This is a genomic window from Enterobacter cloacae complex sp. 2022EL-00788, assembly GCF_026627565.1.
In the GTDB taxonomy this organism is placed as follows: Bacteria; Pseudomonadota; Gammaproteobacteria; order Enterobacterales; family Enterobacteriaceae; genus Enterobacter; species Enterobacter pasteurii.
The window spans coordinates 265,073-277,542 of record NZ_JAPNMC010000001.1 but is presented as its reverse complement, the minus strand read 5'-3'; the positions used below and the strand labels follow the sequence as shown (position 1 = coordinate 277,542).

Below are 12,470 nucleotides of genomic sequence, written 5' to 3'. Positions count from 1 at the left end.
TTCAGGCCCTCTTTAGCGCGTTGACATGGCGCAGAAAGTCCTGCCGTACCTCGTTGCTTTTGTAGTTAACCGAGGCGTTTCCATCCTGATCGATAATGATGCGGTCGCCATCCTCGACGGCTTCGATAATTTCCTGGTGACTCATGACCTGCAATAAAGATTCCGGGCTGGAAAAGAGCGCCATCAGTAAATTTTTCATCGCGTGACATCCTTATGAATTAAAAGGATAAGTCTGGAAGATAAAAGCAACATTTGCCTTAAGGTTATCCCTAAAAAATAACGGCGCGGCGGCGCCAGTCGACTTTTGAGTCAAAAGCGCAATGCGGAGCGCCTCTATAAGTTTATGAAATAAAACAGATATAAAAAATATATCTGCACAAACTTGGACAAATAACGTTAATTGTGTAAGTTTAATTTATGCGATATCGCTACGTTGTTTACAGCCAGGATGTGACCCATGAGCACGTTACCGTCCGTCATCAGTCGGTTTGTTGATTACTACGCCGCGCTGGACACCCAGCCACCTTCCGCGCTGGCGGAAATTTACCGTTCCGATGCCACCCTTATCGATCCCTTTGGTGAACACAGCGGGCTGTTCGCGCTTGAGCGTTACTTCACTCATCTGCTGGCTAACGTCCAGCAGTGCCGCTTTACCGTCGATGCGCCGCTGCAGCAGGGGGATCGCTTTGTTGTGACCTGGGTTATGCACTGGTCGCATCCGCGTATCGCCCGGGGAGCCGTGCTGCAGCTGCCGGGCTGCTCCGTGGTGGACATGCTGGACGATCGCATTATTCGCCAGCGGGATTATTACGATGCCGGAGAGATGATCTATGAGCATCTTCCGGTGCTTGGCTGGGCCGTGCGCGGCGTTAAGCGGAGGGTGAGATCGTGAAAACGGTGCTGATTACCGGCGCAAGCTCGGGCATTGGGGCGGGGCTGGCCGCCTCCTTCGCCAGCGACGGCTACCGGGTGATTGCCTGCGGGCGCGATGCGCAACGTCTGGCCTCCCTGCACCAGCACAGCCCCAACGTCACGGTGCGCCAGTTCGATATGACGGACAGGGACGCCTGTCGCCAGGCGCTGGCGGACTGTGCCGCCGACGTGGTGATTCTGTGCGCCGGCACCTGCGAATATCTCGATCGTGGCGTGGTGGACGCGGAGCTGGTGGAGCGGGTGATGACCACCAATTTCATGGGGCCGGTAAACTGCCTCGCCGCGCTGCAGCCGCAGCTGGTGGCCGGAAACCGCGTGGTGCTGGTCAGTTCGATGGCGCACTGGCTGCACTTCCCGCGAGCCGAAGCCTATGGCGCTTCCAAGGCGGCGCTAACCTGGTTTGCCGACACGCTGCGTCTCGACTGGGAGCCAAAAGGGATTGCCGTCACGGTCGTTTCACCCGGTTTCGTTGACACGCCGCTGACCCGTAAAAACGATTTTCCGATGCCGGGCCGGGTAAGCGTGGAGGAGGCCGTCGTCGCCATCCGCCGCGGGCTGGCAAAGGGAAAAGAGAGTATCGCGTTTCCCGCCGGGTTTGGCCTGGCGCTGCGGCTGCTCGCCGGGCTGCCTGACGTTGTTCAGCGCGCGCTGCTGCGCAGGATGGTGAGATCATGAAGATTGCGATTATCGGCAGCGGCATCGCCGGCTTAACCTGCGCCTGGCGCCTCGCCGGGCATCATCAGGTCACGCTGTTTGAAGCGCAGGCCACCCCGGGCGGCCATACCGCGACGGTGGACGTCGACACCCCGCAGGGCACGTACGCCATCGACACCGGATTTATTGTCTACAACGACCGCACCTATCCGCGCTTTATGGGCCTGCTCAGCGAGCTGGGCATCAACGGGCAAAAAACGCAGATGAGCTTTTCGGTGCACAATCCGCAGAGCGGGCTGGAGTATAACGGCCACACCCTGACGTCGCTGTTCGCCCAGCGCCGTAACCTGGTGAACCCCGGCTTCTGGATGCTGCTGAGGGAGATTGTGCGCTTCAACCGGCTGGCGAAACGGGCGCTCCAGGCCGACGTGGATGCGTCCGCCACCCTGGAGACGTTCCTGAGCCAGCACCGCTTTACGCCGTTTTTCGCGCGCCACTACATTCTGCCGATGGGGGCGGCTATCTGGTCCTCGTCATTACAGGAGATGAAGCGCTTCCCGCTGCCGCTCTTTTTGCGCTTTTTCGAAAACCACGGTCTGCTGGACATTACCCATCGTCCGCAGTGGTACGTGGTGCCGGGCGGATCCAGAGAGTATATCCGCGCGATGATGGACAGGCTCGGCAACCGCCTGACGCTGCGCCTCAACGCCCCGGTCCAGCGGGTTGTTCGCCACGATCGGGGCGTCGACGTTGAGCTGGAGGGGGAAACATGCGCCTTTGACCAGGTGATTTTTGCCTGCCACTCCGCCCAGGCGCTGGCGATGCTTGCCAGCCCAACCCAGGCTGAACGCGAGGTGCTGGGGGATATCGGCTGGCAGCGCAACGAGGTGGTGCTTCACAGCGATCCGCGCTGGCTGCCGGTGCGCGAGCGCGCGTGGGCCAGCTGGAACTATCGCCTGAGCGAACAGGATCGGGCCAGCGCCTGCGTCACCTACAACATGAATATTTTGCAGGGGTTGCCCGCCGGTAGCCCGCTGTTTTGCGTCACCCTTAACCCGGAAACGCCGGTGGAAGAGCGCTTTGTGCTGCGCCGCTTCGTCTACGAACATCCGCTTTTTAACCCCAAAAGCTGGCATGCCCAGGCCCGGCGCGGCGAGATAAACGGCCGCCAGCGGAGCTGGTTCTGCGGCGCCTACTGGTACAACGGCTTCCACGAAGACGGCGTGCGCAGCGCGCTGGACGTGGTGAACGCCATCGCGGCCGGGGAGGGCGGGTGAGATGAATAGTTGCCTGTACCACGGCGCCCTGCGCCATCGCCGCCTTACGCCGAAAGCGCACCATTTTACCTACAGCGTGTTTATGGCCTGGCTCGATCTCGATGAGCTTGAGATGCTGCCCTCCGTCGGCGTGCGGCGAAACCGCTTTGCCCCGGCGGCGTTCTGTGATGCGGATTACCCGCTGGGCATGCCGCTGAAAGAGCGCGTCCTCGAGCGTCTGGAAAACCTGACCGGCGAGCGCCCGGCGGGGCGGGTCATGCTCCTGACGCAGCTGCGCTATTTCGGCCTTCATTTTAACCCGGTCAATTTCTACTACTGCTATGACGGCGAAGGCACCCTGCGCTGGGTGCTCGCCGAAGTGCGTAACACGCCGTGGAATGAACGGCATTACTACGCGGTGGAGGGGCAGGACGCCCGGCCGACGGCGAAAGCGTTTCACGTCTCGCCCTTTAACCCAATGGAGATGGTCTACCACTGGCGCTTTAACAGCCCGGACCACGCGCTGCGCATGCATATTGAAAATCATCAGGAGGCGAAGGTGTTTGACGCCACGCTGACGCTTCGCCGCGAGCCGCTCACGCGCCCGGCGCTGCGCGCGATGCTGGTGCGCATCCCGCTGATGACCCTCAAAACCGTTTTCGCTATTTACTGGCAGGCGCTAAGGCTGTGGCTGAAGCGCGTGCCGCTGCATAACCATCCCCTCAGCAGGAGTGAACGATCATGACCGATCCCGTCTTTGCGCTTGAACCCGATATCCCGCGCAACGCTCGCGTCGCGCGCTGGTTGCTTTTTCGCCTGCTGAGCGGCCTGCGCGGGGGCTCGCTGACCCTCCGTGAGGGCGCGCAGACCTTCCGCTTCGGCGACACCTCCGCCGCGCTCCACGCTGATGTTCAGGTGCTCTCTCCGGGCCTGTACTGGCGCATCTTAACGGGCGGCAGCCTCGCCGCGGCGGAAGCGTGGATGGACGGCGACTGGGAGACGGCTCACCTCACGCCCCTGCTGGAGCTGATTGCGCTCAACGGCCAGATCCTCGGGCAGCTTGAAAAAGGGTTCCGCCTGTTCGGAAAGCCGGTAGAGCGGCTGCGCCACTGGACGCGGCGCAACTCCCGCGCTCAGGCGCGCGACAATATTGCCGCCCATTACGATCTCGGCAATAGCTTTTACGCCCATTTCCTCGATGAACAGCTCCTGTACTCCAGCGCGCTATTTACCGCTGAGGATCAGGATCTGACCGCGGCCCAGCAGGCGAAAATGGCGAGGCTGTGCGACCAGCTGGCGCTCGGTCCGAACGATCGTCTGCTGGAGATTGGTACCGGCTGGGGGGCGATGGCGGAATACGCCGCCCGCCATTACGGCTGTCGGGTCACCACCACCACGCTGTCTCAGGAGCAGTACCGCTGGGCCACGGCGCGGATCGCCCGGGCCGGCCTGCAGGATCGCGTTGAGGTGCTGCTCTGCGACTACCGCGATCTGACCGGCGTCTACGACAAGCTGGTGTCGATTGAGATGATCGAAGCCGTCGGGCAACGCTACCTGCCGACGTTTTTCCGCACCTGCCAGGCGCGCCTGCGTCCGGGCGGGCGTATGGCGATTCAGGCCATCACCATTCAGGATCAGCGCTATCGCGACTACAGCAAAAGCGTCGATTTTATCCAGCGCTACATCTTCCCCGGCGGCTTTTTGCCCAGCATTACCGCCATGAATGACCTGATGACCCGCCATACCGATTTTGTGGTGCGTAATCTCTTCGACATGGGGCCGGACTACGCCCGCACGCTGGCCCACTGGCGTCAGCGCTTCGTTCACGCCTGGCACGAGATAGAGAAGCTCGGATTTGATGACCGTTTCCGCCGGATGTGGCTGTACTACTTTGGCTACTGTGAGGCCGGGTTTAATGCCCGCACCATCAGCGTGGTGCAGCTGACCGCGGAACGCGTATGAAACGCTACGGGCAGGTCTTTCTGCTGGCCATCGCGTTTGATCTCTACTGGACCCTGGTGGTGCTGTTTCGCGAGCAGGGGCAGGTTATCTGGATCGCGCTGGCGGCGATTGCCTGGCTGATGCTACCCCCTTCGCACCGGATTTATGCCCTCGGGCTGGCGGCGGCGGGGGCGCTGCTGGACGCCGTCTGGGCGCTGACCGGGCTGATTGCCTTTACCGGCGCGTCGATAATGCCGCTATGGATGGTGGCGCTGTGGCTAATGTTTGCCTGCGTCTGGACGCAGCTGACCCGCACGACCACGCTGCCGGGCTGGCTGCTGACGGCGCTGGCGACCGTGGGCGGGCCGGTGGCTTACCTGATCGGCGAGCGGCTGGGGGCCATTACGTTCCTGGAGCCGACCTTTATCGTCGTCAGCTGGACGATCCCGGGCTGGCTGGTACTGATGCTGTTTTTCCACCTGCTGATGGGGAGGCAACAATGAGACATCTGTTACTCGCGCTCGCGCTAACCGTTATGGCCGGTAACGCGCAGGCGGCTGACTGGCTGAGCTGGCGCAAGGTGGGCGACGCCACGCTCACCTGGGGGCCGTTTACCGTGTATACCTCCCGGCTGCTGACGCCCGACGGGCGCTACGCGGGGATAGACAGCGATAACGCGCTGATTATCACCTATGCCCGGGATATCGATCGCGACGAACTGGTCGACGCGACCCGCGACCAGTGGCAGGCGCAGGGCATCCTGCAGCGGGAGCCGCAGGGTGAAGCCTGGCTGCGCATGCTGTCCACGCTCTGGCCGGACGTCACTACCGGCGCGCAGCTCGCGTTTGTGGTGAGCGGCGGCCAGGGACAGTTCTGGTATCGCAGCCCGACGTCGCAGACGGGTTTTACGCCGCTGGGGCCGCGACAGTCGGCAGCGTTCAGCTCGCGTTTTCTGGCGATCTGGCTCGATCCCCGCACCGAATATCCTGAACTGCGTCAGCGGTTAATCGGAGGTCCAAAATGAAACGTATTCTGTTAATGGCGCTTGCCCTGACGATGCTGGTGGGCGGATGCAGCACGGAGGTGAAAGAGTATCGTCAGCAGCAGCCGACGCTGGATATTTTTACCTACTTCCAGGGGAAAACCGAGGCGTGGGGGATGGTTCAGGACCGCAGCGGGAAGCAGATCCGCCGTTTTCACGTCGAGATCGCCGGGGATGTTATCGGCGATACGCTGACGCTGAACGAGCATTTTGTCTACGACGACGGGGAAAAGCAGCAGCGCGTATGGCACATCCGCCGGGTCGGCAGCGATCGCTACGAGGGTACGGCTGGGGATATTGAGGGCGTCGCTACCGGCCAGACGGCGGGCAACGCCCTGAACTGGCGCTACAGCATGAACGTGAAGGCGGACGGCAAAACCTGGCTGCTGCACTTTGACGACTGGATGTACCTGCAGGACGGCACGCATCTGTTTAATAAAACCGAGATGAAGAAATTTGGCGTCACCGTCGCCACGGTGACGCTGTTCTTTACCCGCAAGGAGTAAGGTTAATCGCCTTCGGGCCGCGGCTTGCTGCTGGAGTAAATAAAGCACAGCGCAATACCCAGGCAGACGACGGCCCCCAGGCGGCTCATGGAAAACGGAATGGCCGCATTGTTGAGCCAGCCGAAGTTATCGATCAGCATACTCATGGTCAGCTGGCCCAGAATCACCGCCACCGTCGCGACGGCGGTGCCGATACGCTGCACGGCGAGGACCATAATCACGATATAGGGCACGCCGCACAGCGCGCCCAGAAGCTGCCATTTGGGCACATCCATCAGGCCGACCGCCTGTTTCGGCTCAAAGAAGAAGATGAGCAGGGCGGTCACCAGTGCCCCGACGGAAAACGTCAGAAACGCGCTTTTGAAAACCCCCACGCTGCTGCCTAATTGCCCGTTGATGGCGGCCTGAACGCTCAGCGTCGCGCCGCCGATAACGGCCAGAATAATCATAATTACCATCATAACCTTACCCCTGCGCCACGAGAATAAGCGCGGCGATAATAAACGCCAGCGCGATAATGCGTTTCGTATCGATCCTGCGGTGCGGCGTGCCCAGCAGGCCAAAGTGGTCGATTATCAGGCTCTTAAACACCTGACCGGCCAGAATGCCTATCATCGTCATGGCAATGCCGATTGCCGGCGTGGCAATGGTCAGAATGACGACGTAAACCGGGCCGAGCACCCCGCCGAGCAGATGCCAGGACGGCTGCGCAAAAAACGACGGGCTGTTTCGCGGGCTGAAAAACAGCATCAGCAAAAACGTCAGCCCGGCCCCCACGCTGAATATGCTGAATGTGGCCCACAGATCGCCGACTTCGGCACCCAGCGGCCCCAGCAGCCCGGCCTCCACGGACAGCCCCATACCGCCGGCAATCACCAGTAAAATCAAAATAACGTGCATAACGCCTCTTCTCCTTTTTTCAGGCGGAGAAGAGTACGTCTGATAATCATTGAGAAAAATGCCATAATGCAGGAAACACCTGTGCAGGATATGCATTAATGATTGATGCCGGAAATATCAGCATTCGCGCGCTGCTGATTTTTATCGACGTGTATGACGCGCAGAATTTTTCCGTGGTCGCGAGGCGGGAGGGGATCTCCGCGTCGCAGGTTTCGCGCGTGATCCACCAGCTTGAGGATGCCCTCGGGCAGCAGCTTTTCTACCGCAACACGCGGGCGATTATCCCCACCGAGAGCGGGCATCTTTTTGTTCGCTATGCGCGGGCGATGGCGGGGAATCTGGAGGACGCGCGACGCGAGCTGGATGAACGCGCGCGAGAGCCGTCGGGCACGCTGCGCATCAATGGACCGGTCTTTTTCGGGCAAAGGCACATCGCGCCAGGGCTGCCCGCGCTTTCAGCGCGTTATCCCCGTCTGTCCGTCGAGCTGACCCTCACCGACGATTTTATCGATCCTCACCGCGACGCCGCAGACGTTATCTTCCGCATCGGCGCGCTCACGGACTCCTCGTTTCACGCGCGGATATTCGGGCAGCAGTTCTATCACCTCGCGGCCTCGCCGGACTACCTGCGAAAGCACGGCGCGCCTGAAGGGCCGGACGATCTCAGCCGCCACCGCTGCCTGGTCTACCGCGGCTCGTCCGGGCCAAACCGCTGGCTGATCCGCAGGCCGGGCGAGGCGTGGGTTCACTATCCCATCGCACCGCTGATGGCCTCGAATAATGCGGAAACGCTGCTTATTGCCGCACTGGGCGGCATGGGGATTGTGCTTTTTCCGGACTGGATGGTGAGCGAAAGGCTGAAAAGCGGCGAGCTGGTGGCGCTGCTGCCGGAGATGGAGTGTTCCATTAACGCGGAGCCACTGACGATTGCGGCGATTTACCCGAACGCGCGGCACCCGCCCCTGAACATCAGGGCGGTTATCGATCACTATATTGAACGGTTCGGCACGCCGCTTTACTGGCAGGCCTAGCGGGCAAGCTCGCGGCGGACGATCTCTGCCCCGGCGCTCAGCGCGTTGAGCTTACCGTTAGCGACCTGGCGGGAAAGGGGAGCCATGCCGCAGTTGGTTGACGGATAAAGCTTGTCCGCATCGACAAACTGCAGCGCCTTGCGCAGCGTATCGGCGACCTCTTCCGGCGTTTCGACGGTAGTCGTTGCCACATCGATTGCCCCCACCATCACTTTTTTACCGCGGATCAGCTCCAGCAGATCCATCGGCACGCGGGAGTTGTGGCACTCCAGCGAGATGATGTCGATTTTCGAGGTCTGCAACTTAGGAAACGCTTCTTCATACTGGCGCCACTCGGAGCCGAGCGTCTTTTTCCAGTCGGTATTGGCCTTGATGCCGTACCCGTAGCAGATATGCACCGCGGTTTCGCATTTCAGCCCTTCCACGGCGCGTTCCAGCGCGGCGATACCCCAGTCGTTCACCTCGTCGAAAAAGACGTTAAAGGCAGGCTCATCGAACTGAATAATGTCGACGCCGGCCGCTTCCAGCTCGCGGGCTTCCTGATTGAGAATTTTAGCGAACTCCCAGGCCAGCTTTTCGCGGCTTTTGTAGTGGGCGTCGTAGAGGGTGTCTATCATGGTCATCGGGCCGGGCAGCGCCCATTTGATCGGCCTGTCCGTGAGCTGGCGCAGGTATTTCGCGTCGTCAACGAACACCGGCTTCTGCCGCTCGACCGCATCGACCACCGTCGGCACGCTCGCATCGTAGCGGTTGCGGATCCGCACCGTCTGGCGGTTTTCAAAATCCACGCCGCTCAGGTGCTCAATAAAGGTGGTAACGAAGTGCTGGCGGGTTTGCTCGCCGTCGCTGACGATATCGATTCCCGCGCGAAGCTGTTCATCCAGGGACAGGCGCAGCGCGTCCTGTTTGCCTGCCAGCAATTCCTCGTCCTGCAGTTTCCACGGCGACCAGAGCGTTTCCGGCTGCGCGAGCCAGGTAGGTTTCGGCAGGCTGCCAGCCGTTGAAGTCGGGAGCAATGTTTTCATAATAAGTAACCTTTTATCCGTAATATTAAAGCGTGAAGTTATGAGACCACTGCTCAAGAAGGGTTTTATAGGGTTTGATAAACCGCTCTTCGGTATATTTTCCCTGCTCAATGGCCAGCCGGCTGCGCTCTTCGCGGTCATAAACGATTTTCGTTAACGAGTGATCCTGCTGGTTCAAATCAGGCTGGTAACACTGTCCCGCGGCGGAATTGGCATTATAAATTTCCGGGCGATAGATCTTCTGGAACGTCTCCATGGTGCTGATGGTGCCGATCAGCTCGAGGTTGGTGTAATCGCGCAGCAAATCGCCGGTGAAGAAGAAGGCAAAGGGCGCGACGCTGTTTTCAGGCATGAAGTAGCGAACGCTGAGGCCCATTCTGGCGAAATACTGCTCCGTCAGCGATTCGCCGTCCGGCTGGTACTCAAAGCCCAGCACCGGGTGGTGGTTGCCGGTACGACGGTAGGTGTCTTTGCTGGAAACGCTCAGGCAGATTACCGGCGCTTTTTTAAAGTTCGTCCGATACGCCGCAGAGTGGATAAAGCTTTTAAAGATATTGCCGTGCAGCTCGCCAAAATTGTCGGGGAGGCTAAACCGGGATCGATCTTTATTATGCTCCAGCAGCAGGACGCTGAAGTCATAGTCGCGGACGTAGGAGGAGAAGTTATTTCCCACGATGCCTTCGATGCGCTCGCTGGTTTTTTTATCCACGATCGTCGTTTGCAGAATTTCGATGGCCGGGAAGGTAAAATCGCCGCCGATATTCATATCGACAGAAATAATCTCCAGCTCGACGGCGTAGCGGTCGGCTTTTGGGTTATCCCAGCGCGCCAGCGCGTTGAAGCGATTGTTGATCATCACCAGCGTATTGCGCAGGTTTTCCTGACGCTTCTCGCCGCGGGCCAGGTTGGCAAAGTTGGTGGTGGTACGCGTATTTTCAGACGGGTTATAATTTTCATCGAAGCAACTGCGCTTAAGGGTAAATGTGAAAGCCTGGCTCATTTGGTTATGCATCCTAAGTTCATGTTGCCGGAACGTTATCAATGCATAATTTATGCCTGAGCCGCTGGCGCAGGGGAAGTGACTTAATTTCACCGCAACATGAGGGTTCTTCATGAACGGCTCAATTCAGGTATAATCCTCCGACATTTTCAACCGGTTTAAACGATCATGACAAAACTCACCCTGCAAGAGCAGATGCTGAAAGCGGGCTTAGTCAGCAGCAAAAAGATGGCGAAAGTTCAGCGCACGGCGAAAAAATCCCGCGTCCAGGCTCGCGAGGCGAGAGAGGCCGTAGAAGAGAACAAGAAAGCGCAGCTCGAGCGCGACAGGCAGCTGAGCGAGCAGCAGAAGCAGGCCGTGCTGGCGAAAGAGTTTAAAGCGCAGGTGAAGCAGCTGATTGAGATGAACCGCATCACCGTGGCGAAAGGCAACATCACCTTTAACTTTACCGACGGCAACCTGATCAAAAAAATTGACGTTGATAAGCAGACGCAGGCTCAGCTGATTAACGGCCGTCTGGCGATTGCCCGACTGGTGATTAACGCCAACGGCGACTGCGAATACGCGATTATTCCGGCCGTGGTGGCGGATAAAATTGCCCAGCGCGATGCCGACAGCATCGTGTTAAACAGCGCGCTGAGTCAGGAAGAGCAGGACGAAGACGATCCGTATGCGGATTTCAAAGTCCCTGACGATTTAATGTGGTAAACCCCGCTCAGAACGGCGCGGCGTGACGGGCGCGGATCGTCTCGCCGCTCGCCGGATGAATAAAATTCAGCTCGCTGGCGTGCAGCATCAGCCGTGGCGTCGCTCCGGAGCCCGGCAGCGTCATTCCCCCGTACAGGTCGCAGCCTAAAATCGGATGGCCCAGCTGCTGGCAGTGAAGGCGCAGCTGGTGGGTTCGCCCGGTTTCAGGCGTCAGTTCGACCCGCGTTACCGGCACCTCCCTATTCTGATACAGACGTTCCATCACCCGATAGCGCGAGCGGGCGGGTTTGCCGTTGACGGCACAGATCGACATCAGCGGAAACAGCGCCGGATCTCTGGCGATGGGCGCATCGACGATCCCGTCATCCTGCTCCACGTGTCCGCAAAGCAGGGCGCTGTAAACCTTGGTCACGGCGCGCTGGCTGAACTGGTGGCACAGGGCGGCGTTAATCGCTTTATTCAGGGCAATCACCATCAGGCCCGACGTGCCGAAATCGAGACGGTGCACCAGCGTGCAGCCGGGGAAGTTCTGTACCAGACGATAGTGCACGGAGTCGCGGTTCTGCGGATTTTTACCCGACAGGCTAAGCAGCCCGGAAGGTTTGTTAATCAGTAAAAGATGGTCGTCCTGCCAGAGGATCTCAACCTCGTCGTGACACGGCGGAGCAATAAAAGTATCGATAATGACAGACATCAGGCTGTCCGGCTGGAAAGGGGGAGCGGATGATAACGAACTTTCAGGGAAAGAAAAACCCTCCCACCGGGCGGTGAGAGGGGAGGATCTTACGCTGCGACCAGGCTGTCGATAGCGGCTTTCGCGTCGGTCTGCGCTTTGGTTGCCACTTCCGGGCCGTAAGCGATACCTTCCGCGAACACGAAGTTCACGTCGGTAATGCCGATGAAGCCCAGGAACAGCGTCATGTACGGCGTGACCAGGTCAGTTGGGGTATCTTTATGAATACCGCCGCGGCTGGTCAGCACGATGGCACGTTTACCTTTCACCAGGCCTTCCGGGCCGTTCTCGGTGTAACGGAAGGTTACGCCAGCGCGCGCCACCAGGTCGAAGTAGTTCTTCAGCTGGGTAGGAATGTTGAAGTTGTACATTGGAGCGTTGAACACGATAACGTCGTGCGCCTTCAGCTCGGCAATCAGCTCGTCAGACAGGGCCAGGGCTTCCTGCTGACGCGGGGAGAGCGGCGCATCGCTCGGACGCAGCGCACCAACCAGTTCGCCATCCAGCACGGGAATCGGGTTTGCCGCCAGGTCGCGGACGGTGATTTCATCACCGGTGTGCTGTTCACGCCATTGTTCAACGAAATAGTCGGACAGCTGACCAGACTGTGAGTACCCTGCCAGAATACTGGATTTCAACACTAATACTTTGCTCATGGGTGATTCCTGTTTTGTATTTGACTGAAGGGGGTTGCCCCGTTGCTTGTTGACACTTTATTCACAATCCTGCCACAGGGATAGC

The 12,470-nt window shown here is 59.4% G+C and carries 17 protein-coding genes; 10 read left to right on the top strand and 7 right to left on the bottom strand.

What is annotated here, in order from left to right:
• Position 1 precedes the first annotated feature (1 nt).
• Positions 2–199 (bottom strand): hypothetical protein, encoded by a 198-nt coding sequence (locus OWK27_RS01270; RefSeq protein WP_022648035.1) that lies wholly within the window; start codon positions 197–199, stop codon positions 2–4.
• Between the two features lie 258 nt (positions 200–457).
• On the opposite strand from OWK27_RS01270, the gene OWK27_RS01265 reads away from it, so the two are divergent.
• From OWK27_RS01265 to OWK27_RS01230, 8 genes are read left to right on the top strand one after another with little or no spacing between them, the layout of a single operon-like run.
• Positions 458–892: a nuclear transport factor 2 family protein gene (locus OWK27_RS01265; protein WP_267589627.1), complete on the top strand. Its 435-nt coding sequence runs from the start codon at positions 458–460 to the stop codon at positions 890–892.
• On the top strand, positions 889–1,608 hold the full coding sequence (locus tag OWK27_RS01260) for an SDR family NAD(P)-dependent oxidoreductase (protein ID WP_242172905.1): 720 nt from the start codon (positions 889–891) through the stop codon (positions 1,606–1,608). Before OWK27_RS01265 ends, OWK27_RS01260 begins: the two co-directional genes overlap by 4 nt.
• Positions 1,605–2,864 carry an NAD(P)/FAD-dependent oxidoreductase gene (locus OWK27_RS01255; RefSeq protein ID WP_267589626.1) on the top strand — a complete coding sequence of 420 codons (1,260 nt, stop codon included), beginning with the start codon at positions 1,605–1,607 and terminating at the stop codon, positions 2,862–2,864. Before OWK27_RS01260 ends, OWK27_RS01255 begins: the two co-directional genes overlap by 4 nt.
• 1 nt (position 2,865) lies before the next feature.
• A complete protein-coding gene (locus OWK27_RS01250; protein ID WP_267589625.1) occupies positions 2,866–3,588 on the top strand; it encodes a DUF1365 domain-containing protein in 723 nt (240 codons plus the stop codon).
• The gene (locus OWK27_RS01245; RefSeq protein ID WP_267589624.1) at positions 3,585–4,805 is read left to right on the top strand and encodes an SAM-dependent methyltransferase; all 1,221 of its coding nucleotides are present in this window, start codon (positions 3,585–3,587) and stop codon (positions 4,803–4,805) included. The genes OWK27_RS01250 and OWK27_RS01245 overlap by 4 nt, the downstream gene beginning before the upstream one ends.
• Positions 4,802–5,287 (top strand): DUF2878 domain-containing protein, encoded by a 486-nt coding sequence (locus tag OWK27_RS01240; RefSeq protein WP_267589623.1) that lies wholly within the window; start codon positions 4,802–4,804, stop codon positions 5,285–5,287. Before OWK27_RS01245 ends, OWK27_RS01240 begins: the two co-directional genes overlap by 4 nt.
• Positions 5,284–5,808, top strand: a complete 525-nt coding sequence (locus OWK27_RS01235) for a hypothetical protein (protein WP_267589622.1) — start codon at positions 5,284–5,286, stop codon at positions 5,806–5,808. The genes OWK27_RS01240 and OWK27_RS01235 overlap by 4 nt, the downstream gene beginning before the upstream one ends.
• Positions 5,805–6,332, top strand: a complete 528-nt coding sequence (locus tag OWK27_RS01230) for a DUF3833 domain-containing protein (protein WP_267589621.1) — start codon at positions 5,805–5,807, stop codon at positions 6,330–6,332. Before OWK27_RS01235 ends, OWK27_RS01230 begins: the two co-directional genes overlap by 4 nt.
• 2 nt (positions 6,333–6,334) lie before the next feature.
• Here the strand turns inward: OWK27_RS01230 and OWK27_RS01225 are convergent, their stop codons facing one another.
• Positions 6,335–6,793, bottom strand: coding sequence for a DMT family transporter (locus OWK27_RS01225; RefSeq protein ID WP_267589620.1), 459 nt, complete (start codon positions 6,791–6,793; stop codon positions 6,335–6,337).
• Positions 6,794–6,797: 4 nt separating this feature from the next.
• Positions 6,798–7,232 carry a DMT family transporter gene (locus OWK27_RS01220; RefSeq protein WP_148419459.1) on the bottom strand — a complete coding sequence of 145 codons (435 nt, stop codon included), beginning with the start codon at positions 7,230–7,232 and terminating at the stop codon, positions 6,798–6,800.
• Between the two features lie 98 nt (positions 7,233–7,330).
• Here OWK27_RS01220 and OWK27_RS01215 point away from each other — a divergent pair, with 98 nt between their 5' ends.
• Positions 7,331–8,263 carry a LysR family transcriptional regulator gene (locus OWK27_RS01215; protein ID WP_267589619.1) on the top strand — a complete coding sequence of 311 codons (933 nt, stop codon included), beginning with the start codon at positions 7,331–7,333 and terminating at the stop codon, positions 8,261–8,263.
• On the opposite strand, the gene OWK27_RS01210 is transcribed toward OWK27_RS01215, so the two are convergent.
• On the bottom strand, positions 8,260–9,288 hold the full coding sequence (locus OWK27_RS01210; protein WP_242172888.1) for a methionine synthase: 1,029 nt from the start codon (positions 9,286–9,288) through the stop codon (positions 8,260–8,262). The genes OWK27_RS01215 and OWK27_RS01210 overlap by 4 nt on opposite strands.
• Before the next feature lie 25 nt (positions 9,289–9,313).
• On the bottom strand, positions 9,314–10,288 hold the full coding sequence (locus OWK27_RS01205; RefSeq protein ID WP_252004058.1) for a DUF1852 domain-containing protein: 975 nt from the start codon (positions 10,286–10,288) through the stop codon (positions 9,314–9,316).
• A 168-nt stretch (positions 10,289–10,456) separates the two neighbouring features.
• Between OWK27_RS01205 and OWK27_RS01200 the strand changes: the two genes are divergently transcribed.
• Positions 10,457–10,996 carry a DUF2058 domain-containing protein gene (locus tag OWK27_RS01200; protein WP_148419463.1) on the top strand — a complete coding sequence of 180 codons (540 nt, stop codon included), beginning with the start codon at positions 10,457–10,459 and terminating at the stop codon, positions 10,994–10,996.
• Positions 10,997–11,003: 7 nt separating this feature from the next.
• On the opposite strand, the gene OWK27_RS01195 is transcribed toward OWK27_RS01200, so the two are convergent.
• Both OWK27_RS01195 and azoR read right to left on the bottom strand, forming a co-directional pair.
• A complete protein-coding gene (locus OWK27_RS01195) occupies positions 11,004–11,690 on the bottom strand; it encodes an RluA family pseudouridine synthase (protein WP_267589618.1) in 687 nt (228 codons plus the stop codon).
• Between the two features lie 89 nt (positions 11,691–11,779).
• Positions 11,780–12,385 (bottom strand): FMN-dependent NADH-azoreductase, encoded by a 606-nt coding sequence (gene azoR, locus OWK27_RS01190; RefSeq protein WP_148419465.1) that lies wholly within the window; start codon positions 12,383–12,385, stop codon positions 11,780–11,782.
• Positions 12,386–12,470 lie beyond the last annotated feature (85 nt).

Coding starts and splice junctions, on each gene's coding strand:
- OWK27_RS01255 (WP_267589626.1), top strand. CDS start 1,605: ATGAAGATTGCGATTATCGGCAGCGGCATCGCCGGCTTAACCTGCGCC.
- OWK27_RS01220 (WP_148419459.1), bottom strand. CDS start 7,232: ATGCACGTTATTTTGATTTTACTGGTGATTGCCGGCGGTATGGGGCTG.
- OWK27_RS01250 (WP_267589625.1), top strand. CDS start 2,866: ATGAATAGTTGCCTGTACCACGGCGCCCTGCGCCATCGCCGCCTTACG.
- OWK27_RS01270 (WP_022648035.1), bottom strand. CDS start 199: ATGAAAAATTTACTGATGGCGCTCTTTTCCAGCCCGGAATCTTTATTG.
- OWK27_RS01210 (WP_242172888.1), bottom strand. CDS start 9,288: ATGAAAACATTGCTCCCGACTTCAACGGCTGGCAGCCTGCCGAAACCT.
- OWK27_RS01200 (WP_148419463.1), top strand. CDS start 10,457: ATGACAAAACTCACCCTGCAAGAGCAGATGCTGAAAGCGGGCTTAGTC.
- OWK27_RS01235 (WP_267589622.1), top strand. CDS start 5,284: ATGAGACATCTGTTACTCGCGCTCGCGCTAACCGTTATGGCCGGTAAC.
- OWK27_RS01195 (WP_267589618.1), bottom strand. CDS start 11,690: ATGTCTGTCATTATCGATACTTTTATTGCTCCGCCGTGTCACGACGAG.
- azoR (WP_148419465.1), bottom strand. CDS start 12,385: ATGAGCAAAGTATTAGTGTTGAAATCCAGTATTCTGGCAGGGTACTCA.
- OWK27_RS01245 (WP_267589624.1), top strand. CDS start 3,585: ATGACCGATCCCGTCTTTGCGCTTGAACCCGATATCCCGCGCAACGCT.
- OWK27_RS01240 (WP_267589623.1), top strand. CDS start 4,802: ATGAAACGCTACGGGCAGGTCTTTCTGCTGGCCATCGCGTTTGATCTC.
- OWK27_RS01215 (WP_267589619.1), top strand. CDS start 7,331: ATGATTGATGCCGGAAATATCAGCATTCGCGCGCTGCTGATTTTTATC.
- OWK27_RS01265 (WP_267589627.1), top strand. CDS start 458: ATGAGCACGTTACCGTCCGTCATCAGTCGGTTTGTTGATTACTACGCC.
- OWK27_RS01225 (WP_267589620.1), bottom strand. CDS start 6,793: ATGATGGTAATTATGATTATTCTGGCCGTTATCGGCGGCGCGACGCTG.
- OWK27_RS01230 (WP_267589621.1), top strand. CDS start 5,805: ATGAAACGTATTCTGTTAATGGCGCTTGCCCTGACGATGCTGGTGGGC.
- OWK27_RS01205 (WP_252004058.1), bottom strand. CDS start 10,288: ATGAGCCAGGCTTTCACATTTACCCTTAAGCGCAGTTGCTTCGATGAA.